Origin of the sequence: Sphingomonas sp. C3-2 (assembly GCF_033025475.1) — a bacterium.
GTDB lineage: Bacteria > Pseudomonadota > Alphaproteobacteria > Sphingomonadales > Sphingomonadaceae > Sphingobium_A.
The window spans coordinates 1,725,004-1,739,161 of record NZ_CP130322.1; the positions used below are offsets into that span (position 1 = coordinate 1,725,004).

Sequence of the window (14,158 nt, forward strand, 5' to 3'; positions counted from 1 at the left end):
TCATTCTCCCAGGTTGAATACTTTGAGCGCATTTTCGCGCAGGAATTTCGGCCAGACAGCGTCCTTGAAGGGCACGTTCTCGAGATCGCCGAAGATGCGATCGAGGCTGAGGCCCATCGGGAAATAGCCGGCATAGATGATCTTGTCGGCGCCGCGGGTGTTCGCGTAGTCGATGATCGCCTTCGGATAATGCTTCGGCGCAAAGGCGCTGGTCGAATAATAGAGGTTCGGCCATTTGAGCATCAGCTTGACGGCAAGCGCCTCCCACGGCTCCGCGCCGTGACGCATCACGATCTTGAGATCGGGGAAGAACCAGCAGATTTCGTCGAGCAGTTCGACGCGCTGGTTCATCATCGGGATGCGCGGCCCCGGAATGCCGACATTGAGGAGGATCGGCAGGCCGAGTTCCGAACAGACGGCATAGATCGGGAACATGTATTTATGGTCGATCGCCACCTGCGGGAAGGTGCCCGCGGGGAAGCAGCTGACCGCCTTGATCCCGAAATCGGCATGCGCCTGACGGATGCGGCGCACCTCTTCCATCCCGCCATTGGGATCGATCGGCAGATCGAAGAAGAAGCGATCGGGGAAGCGTTCCTTGGCGCGGATCGAGGTTTCATCGCCGTTGAAGCCGACCAGCGCCTTTTCGATGTTGAAGCGTTCCATCTGATCGACCGTCCAGGCGACGAAATCGTCGGCCTTGCCGATATCGGGAATGTCCTTGAACATGTACTGCGCAGGCATCTTGAACTGTGCCTTGCTTTCCTCGTCCCGCAGGAGTTGCGCGAACCAGCTGTACCAATCGGAACGATTCTCGTTGGTCGGGATGCCAAGCATCGTATCGATAACGCGAATATCCTTGGGAACACCCATGTTCATTCTACTCCTTCTGCTTGCGGCCACTGGGCCCGGAGGATCAGCTTGTTGATCTTGCCGGAACCGGTCCGGGGCAGTGGCTCGATCTGGAAACGGACTTCGGTGGGAGCCTTGTAGGCACCCAGCTGTGCGGAAACATGTTCGACGATCTGGACACCCGGGAGCACGACGCCTTCGGGCAGCACGATCTGCGCGACCAAGCGTTCACCAAGACGCTCATCAGGAACACCGAAGGTGGCGACTTCGAGGACTTCGGGAATGAGCCCGATCACACGCTCGATCTCGGCGCAGTAGATATTCTCGCCGCCGCAGATGATCATGTCCTTCTTGCGGTCGATGATATAGACAAAGCCCTCGTCATCGACGCGGCCGATATCGCCGGTTGCGAACCAGCCATCGGCATCGACGCCACCACCCGACCAGTAGTCGCGCATGACCATCGGCCCACGCACGACGATCTCGCCCACCGAGCCTTCGGGCAACGTACGGCCATCGCCGTCGACGACGCGCATTTCGGCGAGTTCGAGCAAGCGCCCGGCGCTTCCCGGACGGCCGACGAAATCTTCGCCCACCGCCATCGCGACCGCGCCGCTGGTTTCGGTGAGCCCATAGCCCGAACCCAGCAGCGCCTTGGGGCAAGCCGCGAGGATCGAGGAGATGAGGTTGAGCGGCAAGGCCTGCCCGCCCGTCGACACCGACGTGACCGAGGAGATGTCCGCGCCCGCGATTTCGGCGCGGTTGAGGACATCCCACAACATGGTGGGCACACCCGAAAAAGCGGTGATCTTTTCGCGTGCGATCAGTTCGAGCGCACTGGCCGGATCCCAGCGCTGCATGACGACAAGCTTGCCGCCCGAGGCCATGCCGCCGAGGAACAGCGACAGCCCGCTGACATGGAAGAGCGGCTGGACCAGCAGATTGCAGGGCTGCGGCATGGCCGCGAGCAATTGTTCGGGCGGAAGCCCATATTGCTTGGCCATGTTATGCAGGATCATCGCACCCGACAGCTGGACGCTCATGATCCCGGTGATGAGCGCGCGGTGGGTGAGGCAGACACCCTTCACGTCCCCGGTCGTGCCCGAGGTAAACAGGATGGCGGCATCGTCATCGGACTGCGCACCCAGATCAACCACCGGCTGCTTGCCCGCGAACGCGGCGGCGGGCCATTCATCGACGAGATCGATGAGCGGGACTCCCCAGCCGGCGTCGCGCAGCGCGGCGATGCGACGGCCATCGAGAAAGGCGAGACGGACGCCGACCGCGTCCGCCGCCGACCGCATTTCAGCGCCGGACAAGCGGCTGTTCACCAGGACCGGAATGGCCCCGACCAGCACGACAGCGACAAAGGCGACGATCCATTCGATACGGTTCTGCATCGCGATGGCGACGTGCTGACCGCGCAGATCGGGATATTCGGCCTGAAGCCAGGCGGCGAGCGCATCGATCCGGTGATAGGTATCGGCATAGCTGAGCGCCTGATCACCCTCTACGAGAAAGGGCAGATCGGCGTGTCGACGCGTATGCGTGAACAGGGTTTGCAGATTCGATGGGGCATGCCGGAACAGCCGCATCGGGCGCCCGAGCGCCGCGCCTTCATAGATTTCGAACGGAGCCCCCGGCGCCGTGAGACCGCTCATCGAACAGCCTCCGCCTTACCGGGGAAAACAACGGGCACATGCCCTGTCAGACCACAGCGAGCCACATCCACCTCCAGTTATGAGCGTTCTGGCGGACGGAACCCGACCGACGCTTCTGTTGTGAGAATTCGTATCCAACAAATATGAATTCTACGCAATACTAAAATTAGACCGCAGTTTATGATTATATTGCGAGATCAACATTCGGGGTCTGCGATTTTCGCGACTCACCCGCTGGAATCGAGGATAGCGGGCGCCCGCCCCCACGTTCAACCGCCCGATTGGTGCGGCGGATGCGCATCAAAAAAGGCCCCCGCGCCATGTGCGCGAGGGCCTTTGCAAAGCCGGTAAAAACGACTCGGGCGATCAGTAGACGATGGCCGGATTGAGGTCGTTCGGGCTGCCCAGCATCTCGCGGTACGAGGGGGGCACCTTGCCACCGCGATCGGTGATGCCATAGCGCTGAGCGATTTCCGCGCCGATCAGCGTACGCCCCGACAGATCGTCGCCCTCGGGATCGTTGGCGATCGCATGGACGATGTGCCCGGTGAAATTGGGCGTCTCGGCAGTGGCGATGAAGTCCTTATATTGTTCCTGATTCACCTCGGCGGCGATCAGCGCGCGCTCGGTCAGGAGCGGCCCCATCCAGATCGACACGGCGCGGACGCCGTGCGGTTTGAGATCGACGGCCATGTCGTGCGCGAACTTGTCGAGACCCGCCTTTTGCGCGCCATAAGCCGGGCCGTGCATATAGCAGGTGGCGCCGAACGACGACCCGAATGCGATCAGGCCCTTTTTCTGTTCAACCATGATCCTGGCGGCATGCCAGCTGGCAACATAGGCCGAGCGCAGGCCGACATCGAGGATACCCGCCGCGCCAAGATCCTTTTCCCAGAAGGGAAGCTGTTCGATCAGCTGCGGGTGCATATAGGTGGCGTTGTTGACGAGGATGTCGAGGCGGCCCGAATCCTTCTTCACCTGCGCGAACAGCGCGGCGACCTGTTCGTCATTGGCGTGATCGCAGATCACCGGAATGCCCTTGCCGCCGGCGGCGGTGACCGCCTCGGCGGTTTCATAGACGGTGCCCGGAAGCGCGGTGCCGTCCCAGCCCTTGGCCGAACCGGTTTCGGTGCTGCGGCCCGTGACGTACACCGTCATGCCCTTTTCACCCAGGCCGAGCGCAATACCCTTGCCCGCGCCACGGCTGGCGCCGGTTACGATTGCAATGCCGGAATCTGCCACGTCCACACTCTCCATAATGCGTAAAATTTTTGACTAATTGCTACGATATGCAGAGTTACTGTCCGCATCAAGGCGAATGATGCGGACAGTCATGCTTCTATCGATCAGCCCCGCGGTTCGCGCGGGAGCCCGAGCGCGCGCTCGGCGATGAGGTTGCGCTGGATCTGGTTGGTGCCGCCATAGATGGTGTCGGCCCGCGACCCCAGGAACATGCGCGGGAGGAAGTGGAAATCATAGGGCGCGGCGTCGGCGATCTCGGCCGAGGGGCCAAGCACATCCATCACCAGTTCGCCAAAGCTGCGCCGCCACGACGCCCAATAGATCTTGTAGGTGAGCGCGGCGCCCGAAAGCCCCTCTCCCCCCGCATCGGAAAGCGTGCGCAGCGCGCTGTAGCGCATCCCCTTCAGCCCGATATGCGCCTGCGCAATGCGCTGGCGGATACCCGGATCGTTGAGCGCGCCGTTCTTGCGCGCGGCATCGAGCAGGGCGGCAAATTCGATGCGGAAGCTCATCTGCTGCGCGAGCGTCGAGACACCGCGTTCGAAGCCGAGCAGGCCGAGCGCGACCTTCCACCCTTCACCGGGCGCCCCGACGATATTTTCCTCGGCCGTGCGCGCACCGTCGAAAAAGGTTTCGTTGAATTCGGCGTCACCCGTGATCTGCCGGATCGGGCGGATGGTGATGCCGTCCTGATGGAGCGGCACGAGCAGGAAGGAGAGCCCCTTGGGCCCGACCGACCCCTCTTCGGTGCGCGCGAGCACGAAGATCCAGTCGGCATATTGGGCCAGGCTGGTCCAGATCTTCTGCCCCTCGATCACCCATTCGCGGCCATTGGGGCCGTCTTCCAGCCGCGCGCGGGTGCGCACATTGGACAGATCGGACCCCGCGCCGGGTTCGGAATAACCCTGCGCCCAAAGCTCCTTGCCCGCCTGCATCGCGGGGAGGAAGCGGCGCTTCTGATCCTCGCGCCCGAAATGGAGGATGGTGGGGCCGGCGAGTTCGATGCCGATATGGCCGATCCGCCCCGGCGCGCCGGAACGGGCATATTCCTCGGCAAAGATCACCTGTTCGGCGAGTTCGGCATCGCGCCCGCCATATTCCTTGGGCCAGCCGATCGTGCTCCAGCCGGCGGCGCCGAGCGCGCCTTCCCAGCGCTTGCGTTCCTCGATCAGCCCGGACTGCTCCATATGCCCGCGCAGGCTGGCAAAGGGGCCCGAGAGCTGTTCATCGAGCCAGCCGCGCGCTTCGAGGCGGAAGGCTTCCTGTTCGGGGGTGAATCCCAGTTTCATGCCACGGCCCCCTGTTCGATTGCATTCATGATGATTTCCCGGTGCCAGTCGGGCGTGCCGAAGAGCGTGAGCGAGCTGCGTGCGCGCTTGAAGAAGAGGTGCGCGTCATGTTCCCAGGTGAAGCCGATCCCGCCGTGGAGCTGGATCATGTCGCCCGCAACCTTCATCATCGCCTCGGTACAGGCGGTCTTGGCGACCGATGCGGCCTCGGCGAAATCCTCGGGCGTCTCGCCCGCAGCGGCGGCGGCGTACCAGGCAATGCCCTTGGCGGCCTCGATCGCAACCATCATGTCGGCCATGCGGTGCTTGAGCGCCTGAAAGCTGCCGATCGCGCGGCCGAACTGGTGGCGTTCCTTGGTATAGGCGACCGTTGCTTCCAGCGCGGCACCCGCCCCGCCAACCGCTTCGGACGCAACCAGCAGTGCGCCGGTGCGCAGCGCATGGACGAGCGCATCCCCTGCCCCGCCGACAATATCCGCGGGCGCGAGCCGGACGCCGGTGCACTTCACCCGCGCCATCGGGCGGGTCTGATCCATCATCGGCAGGCGTTCGACCTCGAGCCCCGGCGTGTCCCGCCGCACAAAGGCGACGTGAAGATTGTCCTGGTTGTCGCGTGCGGCGCACAGGATGATATCGGCGACATGGCCGAACTGGACGAACCAGGCCTCACCATCGAGCACGCCGTCAGCCGAGAGCGTCATCGGCACCGCCGACACATCCGCGCCGCCCTTCTTGCCGCAATAAGCGAGCGTCGCGATCTGATCGCCGCCGATGACGGCGGGGAGCAGCGCGCGCGCGGCGTCCGAATCGAGCGCATTCAACAGCGTCGCAGCGACGCCGATCGAGGCGAGATAGGGGCTGGGCATCAACGACCGGCCGAGCATTTCGTGGACCGAGGCCAGTTCGACCATGCCGAGGCCCGAACCACCAGCCGATTCGGGCGTGGCGATGCCGCCAAAGCCGAGCTCGCCGACGAGCACCTGCCAGGCGGCACGGTCGAAGCCGTCCTCCGTCTCGACGGCGCGCCGCACCTGATGGGAATCACCATATTGGGCGGCGTAGGATTGCGCCGCCTCTCGAATCATCGCCTGTTCCGGCGTAAACGCAAATTGCATCGCTGGCCCTTCATCTCCACCCACCGGCCCGCGCGCTGCCGCCGATCGAACGCATCGATCGGCCTTGCAGCGACGGACAACGATGGCCATCCTCTCACCGCCCCGATAGGGCGGCACTCATTATTCCAGCGGCAAATTGCGCGGCGACATCTAAAATTTCAAGACTCATAGTCAAATTTTGATACAATTCGTAGTTTGCAAGCAGATACGATACGACAATCGACAAAAAGAGAGAGGTCTGACCGAATGTTTCAGGGCAAATCCTACTTCATTACGGGTGCCGGCGGCGGAATCGGCCGCGCAACCGCCGTGGCGCTGGGCGCGCAAGGCGCCCGCGTGACGCTGGCCGATGTGCACGAAGCCGGGATCGAGGAAACCGCCAAGCTGGTGCGCGACGCGGGCGGCGAGGCCGCAACGGTCCGCCTCGACGTGACCGACAAGGCCGCGACCGACGCAGCGCTCGACGCGCATGCCGCGCGCTGGGGCGGGCTGGACGGCGCGTTCAACAATGCGGGCGTGACGCTGGAAGGCGTGCATTCCGAATGGGGCGATGCCGCGATCATCGAACGCACGCTGGCGATCAACACCATGGGCGTGGCCCACTGCATGCAGGCGGAGATCCGCCACATGCTGGCAAGTGGTGGCGGCGCGATCGTCAACACCGCATCGATCGCGGGCGAAAGCGGCGCGGGCGGTGCGGGCTATTGCGCGAGCAAGCATGCGGTGATCGGCCTCACCCGATCCGCAGCGCTGCGCTATGCCACGCAGGCGATCCGCGTGAACGCGGTGTGCCCCGGCGTGATTTCGACCGCGATGACCGCCCCGATCGAAGCCGACCCCAAGGGCGCGGCGATCCTGGCGCAGATGCAGCCGATCGGCCGCATCGGCCAGCCCGAGGAAGTCGCCTCGGCGGTGCTCTTCCTGCTGTCCGACGCGGCGAGCTTCGTCACCGGCCACCCCCTGGCCGTCGATGGCGGTTATCTGGCGCGCTGAAACGCACCATGTGCGTATTTGTGAGAGATAATTCTACGAATCGCACGAGTTGAAAAACGCACAACCCGATCATTGCGTAACAGATCGGGTTGTGCAAAACTCACCCCCGAAGGCAATAACAGCAAATTCGGGCAGGACGGGATGACAGAGAAACGGCAGCGCGCACGCACGGGCGGACCCCGTCGATGACCACGACCAGCCCCGCACAGTTCGACCATGTCGTCGACCTTCTCGTCATCGGCTCGGGCGCCGGTGGCATGACCGCCGCGATTTCCGCCGCAGCCCTGGGCGCCGAAGCGCTGGTGATCGAAAAAAGCGACAAATATGGCGGCACCTCTGCCATGTCGGGCGGCGGCATCTGGATCCCCAACAGCCATCTCGCCCGTGCGGCCGGACAGGTGGACGATCCCGAGGATGCCTTTCGCTATGTCCGCGCGCTGAGCGCGCCCAATGTGAGCGACGAGCAGATCCGCACCTTCGTGACCGAAGCCCCGCGCATGCTGGAGTGGATGGAGGAGAATGCGGGCGTACGCTATATGAGCGTGCCCTATACCGATTATCACGCCGAACTGCCCGGCGGAAAGCTGGGCTGGCGCACGCATATGGCATGCGAGATCGACGGCCGCCTGCTGGGCAAGGACCTGGACGATCTGCGCGATCCGTCGAAAGCGGCGAGCCTGTTCGGCAAGATCAGCTGGACGCTAATGGAAACCCAGACGCTGCTGTTTCGCACCAAGGGCTGGCAAGGCACGCTCGCGAAGATGCTCGCGCGCTATTATCTCGACATCGGTCAGCGCCTGCGATCTTCGAAGGACCGATTCCTCAGCCTTGGCAACGCGCTCGCTGGGATGCTGCGGCTGGGCATGCGCCGCCACAAGGCCGATCTGTGGCTGAACACCGGCATGAAGGAGTTGATCGAAGAGGATGGCCGGATCACCGGCGTCGTCGTCGAACGCGAGGGCCGCACGCTGCGCATCGGCGCGCGCCGCGGCGTGGTGCTGGCGGCGGGCGGTTTCGAACGCAATGCCGAGATGCGCCGCAAGTTCCTGCCGGGATCGTTCGATCCGCTGGGCAGCGGATCGCAGGTCAACAACCAGGGCGAGAGCATCGTCGCGGGCGAGGCGGTGGGCGCCGCCACCCGCAACATGGATTCGTGCTGGTGGGCGCCAACCTTCCGCGTGCCGGGCGAGGACAGCGCACGGCTGTGCACCTTTGAACGCGCGCTGCCCGGGTGCATCATCGTCAACCGCGAAGGCAAGCGGTACCAGAACGAGGCCGCGTCCTACCACATCACCGGCGGCGACATGGTCCGCGCCGAGGCCGAGAACGGCATCACCAACCCGTCGTGGATCATCTTCGACGCGGGCTATCGCAACCGTTACCCGATGGGCCCGGTGCTGCCGCTGATGCCCGACTGGATGCTGCCCGGCGAAGTGAAGCAGATTCTGGTCAAGGCGCGCACGATCGGCGAACTGGCCGAAAAGACCGGCATGCCCGTGGACGCGCTGGAAGCCACCGTCAGCCGTTTCAACGAAAACGCCCGCAAGGGCGAGGACCCCGATTTCGGCCGCGGGCACAATGCCTATGACCGTTATTACGGCGACCCGCGTTTCGGCCCCAACCCCAATCTGGCGCCGCTGGTCGACGCCCCCTTCTATGCCATCCCCATCCATGGCGGCGACATCGGCACCAATGGCGGGCTGGTGACCGACGCCAAGGCACGCGTGCTCGATACCGCAGGCGCGCCGATCAAGGGGCTGTACGCGGTGGGCAACAACGCCGCCTCGGTGATGGGCTATTCCTATCCGGGCGCCGGATCGACGCTGGGCCCTGCCATGACCTTTGGCTGGATCGCGGGACGCGATGCCATGCAAGCGAACAACTGAACCACAGAATTTAGCCGGAGTGCAGTGAATGACGCAGACTTTTGAAGGTAAGATCGCAGTCGTTTCGGGTGGCAGCGAAGGGATTGGCCTTGCCACCGCAACGATGCTTGCCAAGCGCGGCGCGCATGTGACGATCATCGCCCGTCGCCCCGAAAAGCTCGAGGCCGCCAAGGCCGCGATCGAAGCCCAAGGCGGCAAGGTCGACACCGTTTCGCTCGATATCAGCGATGCCGAAGCCTATGGCGCGGCGATTGCCGACGTGGCCGAAAAGCATGGCCGCATCGATTGCCTCGTCAACAACGCCCCCTCGGTCGCCTACAGCGCGATCGCCGATGCGAGCCTTGAAAGCTGGCGCCAGGATTTCCGCGTGAACGCCGAAGCCGTGTTCCTCGGCACCAAGGCGGCAATGGCATCGATGGCCAAGACTGGCGGCGGCTCGATCGTCAACATCTCGTCCACCTGCGGCATCCGCGCGGCACCGGGCATGGCCAGCTATTCGGCGTCGAAGGCCGCGCTGATCCAGTTCACCGCCGTCGCCGCGATGGAAGGCGCGCGCCAGGGCATCCGCGTCAACACGATCGTCCCCGGCCAGGTGAACACCCCCGCCAACCAGGCATTCACCGATGCCGCGCCCGAACTGGCAGAAAGAATCGCCGACACCATCCCGGCCGGCCGCAGCGGCCAGCCCGATGAACTGGCCGAAGCGATCCTGTTCCTGCTGTCGGACGCAGCATCGTACGTCACCGGCGTCGCGCTGCCGGTGGACGGCGGCAAGGCTGCCCAGCTGTACATGCCCAGCTGATCGCCATGGCCGATACCGAACTCCTCGCCCGGATCGACCGGCTCGAATCGCTCGAGCAGATCCGCCAGCTGCCCGCGCGCTATGCGCTCTGCCTCGACATGCGCGATATCGACGCCATGGCCGGCCTGTTCACGCCCGACGTTCGCGTCGGGCGGGACAAGACGGGCCGTGACGCGCTGCGCGACTATCTCGACGAGACGATGCGCGTCCAGTTCACCGGTACGTCGCACCATGTTGGCGGGCATGTCATCGAATTCGACAGCCCCGACCGCGCGCGCGGCGTCGTCTATTCGAAGAACGAGCATGAGACCGGCCCCGAATGGGTGATCATGCAGATGATGTATATCGACGACTATGTGCGCGTCGACGGCCGCTGGCATTTCGAACGGCGCCTGCCGCTCTATTGGTATGCGACCGACCTCAACAAGCCGCCGATCGGCGACAAGAAGATGCGCTGGCCGGGCCGCGAACCCTATGACGGCGGCTTCCACAAGCTGTTCCCGAGCTGGGATGCGTTCTGGAACCGCAAGGGCGCGCCCGAAGGCCCCGTTGCCGCCCCCGCGCCGTTCGACGAATTTCTGAAAACCATGCGGGGTTCTGCCGATGCCCCGCGCGTAAAGGTACGTTGATGCCCACTTTGTTTGATCCGGTGCGCCTTGGCGCGATCGAGATGGCCAACCGCGTCGTGATGGCGCCGATGACGCGCAGCCGCGCCGATGACGGCGACATTCCCGGCGACATGGTGGCCGAATATTACGCCCAGCGCGCCAGCGCCGGGCTGATCATCACCGAAGGCGCGCAGCCTTCGGCCGATGGCAAGGGCTATTGCCGAACCCCCGGCCTGTTCAACGAGGCGCAGGTGGAAGCCTGGGCCAAGGTGAATGCGGGCGTGCACGCCAAGGGCGGCCGCATCGTGCTGCAGGTGATGCATGTCGGCCGGATTGCCAGCGCGCTGAACAAGGACGCGGGCACGCGCACCGTCGCCCCCTCGGCCATCCAGGCGCAGGGCAAGATCTTCACCGATGTCGAGGGCATGGTGCCCTTCGACATGCCCGAGGAACTGACGACCGCCGAAGTGGCCGAAGTGATCGCCGAGCTGGGCCGCTGCGCCAAGCTGGCCAAGCAGGCCAATTTCGACGGTGTCGAGCTGCACTGCGCATCGGGCTATCTGCCGATGCAGTTCCTGTCGACCGGCACCAATACGCGCACCGACCAATATGGCGGCCCGGTTGAAAACCGCATCCGCTTCGCGGTCGAGGCGATCGACGCGATGGCGGCCGAAATCGGCGCCGACCGCGTCGGTTTCCGCATTGCGCCGGGCAATCCGTTCAACGACCTGCACGACGACAACCACCCCGAGACCTATGCCGCGCTGCTCGATGCGCTCGACGGCAAGGGCCTGGCCTATTGCCATCTCGTCGACATGCATCTCGACTGGCTCGACAGCCGCGCGCTGCTCGCCAAGCACTGGTCGGGACCGACGATCCTGAACGAGAGCATCGAACTGCCCGAGGCGCAGGAACTGGTGGCCAAGGGCGGCGCGGACGCGGTGTCGTTCGGCCGATTCTACATCGCCAACCCCGATCTGGTCGAACGCTTCCGCGACGGGCTACCGCTCGCGACCTTCGGGTCGAAGGCGCTCTATGCCGGTGGAGCCGAGGGCTATATCGACTTCCCGCCGCACGGGGCCGACGCCTGAGATGAGCGACACGGAGGCGCGCCTCGCCGCCCTTGAGGCCGAAGTCCGGGCGCTGCGCGATCATATCGAGATCGCGCAGGTCATCGCCCGCTACGGCCCGCTTGCCGACAGCGCGGACACGCTGGACGGTGGCATGGCGACGGGCGCCCTCTGGGCCGAAGACGGCGTCTATGATCTTGGCGGGGGCTGGGAAGGCCAGGGCCCCGCCGGGATTGCCGGGCTGCTCGACAATGACGTCCACCGCGCGCTGGTGCGCGACGGCGCGGCGCATATCCCGAGCGCGCCGCGCATCGTGCTGGACGGCGACCGGGCGACCGCGCTCAACTACACGCGCGTGTACAAGCACGAAAACGGCACGTTTTCGGTGTGGCGGGTTTCGGTCAACCGCTGGGAACTGGCGCGCGGGGATGCGGGCTGGAAGATCGTCCGCCGGACGAACCGGCTGCTCGACGGCAATGACGAGGCGCGCGGGCTGTTGCGCACCGCGCGCGAGAATTAAGCCGCGGGCTCGACCGCGAAGAGCGTGACCCCGGCATATTTGGGATCGTTCGCATCGAAGATCGATTCGGGCGTGAACGGACGGTCCACCAGTTCGACCTCGGACAAGCCGGTGAGCTTGTAGGTTCCCACCTTGGGCTCGCGCGGGGGCTTGCCATCGCGCTCGACGGTCACTGCGTCGAGATGCAGTTCGCCGTGCTTGGTGTAGAGGATATGGGGCGCCATGATCGCCGACTGGCGATTATAGGTGGCACGGATACATTTGTGCAGCGCGATCGCTTCCAGGAGGACCTTGGTCGGCATGGCGCGCGAAATGACCCAAAAAGACCGGACAATCAACCTTATTGTGCAGTGCGGCAACAATCGCACCGATTGATGCGCGACACCGGAAGATTCTTCTAGCCGCCAGCAGGATCGCGACCGAATCGGATATGGAATGCCGGCATTTCGATCTTTCGGCGCACGATCCACTCGATTAGGCTGGACGCATGATGATGACGCTGATTGCCGCCGCGCTGCTCGCCACGGCCCCCAATGCCGCCCAGACCCCGCCCGCGCCGACGGCCCCCGCCGCCGAAGCGGTCGCGCCTGCGCCCACCGCGCAGGAAGAGCCGGTGACCGTGCGGCTGGAAACCAGCCTTGGGGCGATCGTGATCGCGCTCGACCCGGTGCATGCGCCCGTGACGACCGCCAATTTCCTGCGCTATGTCGACCAGAACCGGCTGGCGGGCACCGGATTTTACCGCGCGATGCAGGTGGGCGAAGGGGGGCTGATTCAGGGGGGCACCGCAATGAGCCGAAGCACACATTGCCGCCGATCGCGCATGAGCCGACGAGCCAGACCGGGCTGAAGCATCTCGATGGAACGATCTCGATGGCGCGCTATGCCCCCGGGTCGGCAGCGGGCGATTTCTTCATCGCGGTCGGCGACCTGCCCTCGCTCGATGCCAACCCGGACGCCGAGGGCGACAATCTGGGTTTTGCGGCCTTTGGCCGGGTGGTCGAGGGGATGGACGTGGTGAAGCGCATCCTGGCGGCCCCGACATCACCCACCGAGGGCGAGGGCGTGATGCGTGGGCAGATGATCGCCGAGCCGGTAAAGATCCTCGCGGCCATGCGCACAAAAAAAACGCCGGAGCGCTGAGCGCCCCGGCGAGCAAAGGACGGGCGGCGCAGGAGACCGCCCTGCCCCCGCTATCAGATCATGTACGACCCGCCATTGGCGGCATAGAGCGCGCCGGTGACGAAGCTGGCGTCGTCGCTGGCGAGGAACGCCACGACCGAAGCCACTTCCGACGGGTTCGCCATGCGGCCAAGCGGCACTGCGGCCGCGAGCGAAGCACGCCATTCGGCCGAGATATTCTGCATGATCGGCGTGTCCGTCGGGCCCGGGGCGACGGCGTTGACGCGGATGTTGCGCGGCGCGAGTTCGCGCGCGAGCTGGCGTGCAAGGCCGATGACCGCGGTCTTCGACGCGACATAATGCGGGCTGCCTTCGCCCGATGCGGCCGAGGTGGAGCTGATATGGACGATCGAGCCGCCATTGCCCTTTTCCGCCATCACGCGGACGACCGCGCGGGTGCAGAAAAAGGCGCCGTCGAGATTGACGGCCACGACGCGGCGCCAGCCATCGTCTTCCATGTGGATGAGCTGATCGACGGGTTTGCGCGAGCTGCCCTTTTCGGCGATCTCGGCATCGCGTTCGGCCATTGCGGCGTAGAATTTGTCGCTGCCATCGCCCGCCGCCGCACCGATGCCGGCATTGTTGACGAGGATATCGATCGTGCCGAACGCCGATGCGGTTTCGGCGACGACCGCATCGACGGCCTTGCTGTCGGTCACGTCGAGCTTGAAGGCGAGGTGCTGATCGGGGTTTTCGAACGAGGCCTTGGCTGCTTCGGCAGCGGCAACGTCCATATCGCACAGCGCAACGCGCGCACCATCGGCGGCGAGCCGTTCGGCAATGGCGCGGCCAATGCCCTGCGCGGCGCCAGTGACGAGCGCCGTCTTACCTTCCAATCTCTTCATCCAATCCTCCGTATGGGGCATTGTTGCCCCGATCCTGTCCGTTGGCGCGCACCCGACATTGCCTGGCACTGACCGATATGGCGGTACGCCCTT

General features: G+C 64.7%; 13 protein-coding genes and 1 pseudogene. 7 read left to right on the forward strand and 7 right to left on the reverse strand.

Annotation, left to right across the window (positions count from 1 at the left end; all coding sequences use genetic code 11):
• The 5 genes from QYC26_RS08355 to QYC26_RS08375 all read right to left on the reverse strand — a co-directional run bounded on the left by QYC26_RS08355 (window position 1) and on the right by QYC26_RS08375 (window position 6,159).
• Window positions 1–879: an amidohydrolase family protein gene (locus QYC26_RS08355; RefSeq protein ID WP_317514921.1), complete on the reverse strand. Its 879-nt coding sequence runs from the start codon at window positions 877–879 to the stop codon at window positions 1–3.
• Complete coding sequence (locus QYC26_RS08360; RefSeq protein ID WP_317514922.1) at window positions 876–2,513, reverse strand: class I adenylate-forming enzyme family protein; 1,638 nt, start codon at window positions 2,511–2,513, stop codon at window positions 876–878. The genes QYC26_RS08355 and QYC26_RS08360 overlap by 4 nt, the downstream gene beginning before the upstream one ends.
• Window positions 2,514–2,879: 366 nt before the next feature.
• Window positions 2,880–3,755, reverse strand: a complete 876-nt coding sequence (locus tag QYC26_RS08365; RefSeq protein ID WP_317514923.1) for an SDR family NAD(P)-dependent oxidoreductase — start codon at window positions 3,753–3,755, stop codon at window positions 2,880–2,882.
• A gap of 104 nt (window positions 3,756–3,859) precedes the next feature.
• Window positions 3,860–5,044: an acyl-CoA dehydrogenase family protein gene (locus QYC26_RS08370; RefSeq protein ID WP_317514924.1), complete on the reverse strand. Its 1,185-nt coding sequence runs from the start codon at window positions 5,042–5,044 to the stop codon at window positions 3,860–3,862.
• Window positions 5,041–6,159: an acyl-CoA dehydrogenase family protein gene (locus tag QYC26_RS08375; RefSeq protein WP_317514925.1), complete on the reverse strand. Its 1,119-nt coding sequence runs from the start codon at window positions 6,157–6,159 to the stop codon at window positions 5,041–5,043. Before QYC26_RS08375 ends, QYC26_RS08370 begins: the two co-directional genes overlap by 4 nt.
• Before the next feature lie 246 nt (window positions 6,160–6,405).
• Here QYC26_RS08375 and QYC26_RS08380 point away from each other — a divergent pair, with 246 nt between their 5' ends.
• The 6 genes from QYC26_RS08380 (at window position 6,406) to QYC26_RS08405 (ending at window position 12,038) form a co-directional block, all read left to right on the forward strand.
• A complete protein-coding gene (locus QYC26_RS08380) occupies window positions 6,406–7,152 on the forward strand; it encodes an SDR family oxidoreductase (protein WP_317514926.1) in 747 nt (248 codons plus the stop codon).
• A gap of 185 nt (window positions 7,153–7,337) precedes the next feature.
• Window positions 7,338–9,038, forward strand: a complete 1,701-nt coding sequence (locus QYC26_RS08385; protein ID WP_317514927.1) for an FAD-dependent oxidoreductase — start codon at window positions 7,338–7,340, stop codon at window positions 9,036–9,038.
• A 28-nt stretch (window positions 9,039–9,066) separates the two neighbouring features.
• Window positions 9,067–9,840 (forward strand): SDR family NAD(P)-dependent oxidoreductase, encoded by a 774-nt coding sequence (locus QYC26_RS08390; RefSeq protein WP_317514928.1) that lies wholly within the window; start codon window positions 9,067–9,069, stop codon window positions 9,838–9,840.
• A gap of 5 nt (window positions 9,841–9,845) precedes the next feature.
• Window positions 9,846–10,469, forward strand: a complete 624-nt coding sequence (locus tag QYC26_RS08395) for a nuclear transport factor 2 family protein (RefSeq protein WP_317514929.1) — start codon at window positions 9,846–9,848, stop codon at window positions 10,467–10,469.
• Window positions 10,469–11,539 (forward strand): alkene reductase, encoded by a 1,071-nt coding sequence (locus QYC26_RS08400; protein WP_317514930.1) that lies wholly within the window; start codon window positions 10,469–10,471, stop codon window positions 11,537–11,539. The genes QYC26_RS08395 and QYC26_RS08400 overlap by 1 nt, the downstream gene beginning before the upstream one ends.
• Before the next feature lies 1 nt (window position 11,540).
• Window positions 11,541–12,038 (forward strand): nuclear transport factor 2 family protein, encoded by a 498-nt coding sequence (locus tag QYC26_RS08405; RefSeq protein WP_317514931.1) that lies wholly within the window; start codon window positions 11,541–11,543, stop codon window positions 12,036–12,038.
• Here the strand turns inward: QYC26_RS08405 and QYC26_RS08410 are convergent.
• The gene (locus tag QYC26_RS08410) at window positions 12,035–12,340 is read right to left on the reverse strand and encodes a hypothetical protein (protein WP_317514932.1); all 306 of its coding nucleotides are present in this window, start codon (window positions 12,338–12,340) and stop codon (window positions 12,035–12,037) included. The genes QYC26_RS08405 and QYC26_RS08410 overlap by 4 nt on opposite strands.
• Before the next feature lie 185 nt (window positions 12,341–12,525).
• Between QYC26_RS08410 and QYC26_RS08415 the strand changes: the two are divergent.
• Window positions 12,526–13,181: pseudogene (locus tag QYC26_RS08415) on the forward strand (peptidylprolyl isomerase).
• Between the two features lie 53 nt (window positions 13,182–13,234).
• On the opposite strand, the gene QYC26_RS08420 reads toward QYC26_RS08415, so the two are convergent.
• A complete protein-coding gene (locus QYC26_RS08420) occupies window positions 13,235–14,065 on the reverse strand; it encodes an SDR family NAD(P)-dependent oxidoreductase (protein WP_317514933.1) in 831 nt (276 codons plus the stop codon).
• Window positions 14,066–14,158: the final 93 nt, after the last annotated feature.

Excerpts from the sequence above, each read along its gene's own strand:
- QYC26_RS08355 (WP_317514921.1), bottom strand. The coding sequence starts at position 879 with ATGAACATGGGTGTTCCCAAGGATATTCGCGTTATCGATACGATGCTT.
- QYC26_RS08405 (WP_317514931.1), top strand. The coding sequence starts at position 11,541 with ATGAGCGACACGGAGGCGCGCCTCGCCGCCCTTGAGGCCGAAGTCCGG.
- QYC26_RS08370 (WP_317514924.1), bottom strand. The coding sequence starts at position 5,044 with ATGAAACTGGGATTCACCCCCGAACAGGAAGCCTTCCGCCTCGAAGCG.
- QYC26_RS08375 (WP_317514925.1), bottom strand. The coding sequence starts at position 6,159 with ATGCAATTTGCGTTTACGCCGGAACAGGCGATGATTCGAGAGGCGGCG.
- QYC26_RS08390 (WP_317514928.1), top strand. The coding sequence starts at position 9,067 with ATGACGCAGACTTTTGAAGGTAAGATCGCAGTCGTTTCGGGTGGCAGC.
- QYC26_RS08385 (WP_317514927.1), top strand. The coding sequence starts at position 7,338 with ATGACCACGACCAGCCCCGCACAGTTCGACCATGTCGTCGACCTTCTC.
- QYC26_RS08400 (WP_317514930.1), top strand. The coding sequence starts at position 10,469 with ATGCCCACTTTGTTTGATCCGGTGCGCCTTGGCGCGATCGAGATGGCC.
- QYC26_RS08410 (WP_317514932.1), bottom strand. The coding sequence starts at position 12,340 with ATGCCGACCAAGGTCCTCCTGGAAGCGATCGCGCTGCACAAATGTATC.
- QYC26_RS08380 (WP_317514926.1), top strand. The coding sequence starts at position 6,406 with ATGTTTCAGGGCAAATCCTACTTCATTACGGGTGCCGGCGGCGGAATC.
- QYC26_RS08420 (WP_317514933.1), bottom strand. The coding sequence starts at position 14,065 with ATGAAGAGATTGGAAGGTAAGACGGCGCTCGTCACTGGCGCCGCGCAG.
- QYC26_RS08395 (WP_317514929.1), top strand. The coding sequence starts at position 9,846 with ATGGCCGATACCGAACTCCTCGCCCGGATCGACCGGCTCGAATCGCTC.
- QYC26_RS08360 (WP_317514922.1), bottom strand. The coding sequence starts at position 2,513 with ATGAGCGGTCTCACGGCGCCGGGGGCTCCGTTCGAAATCTATGAAGGC.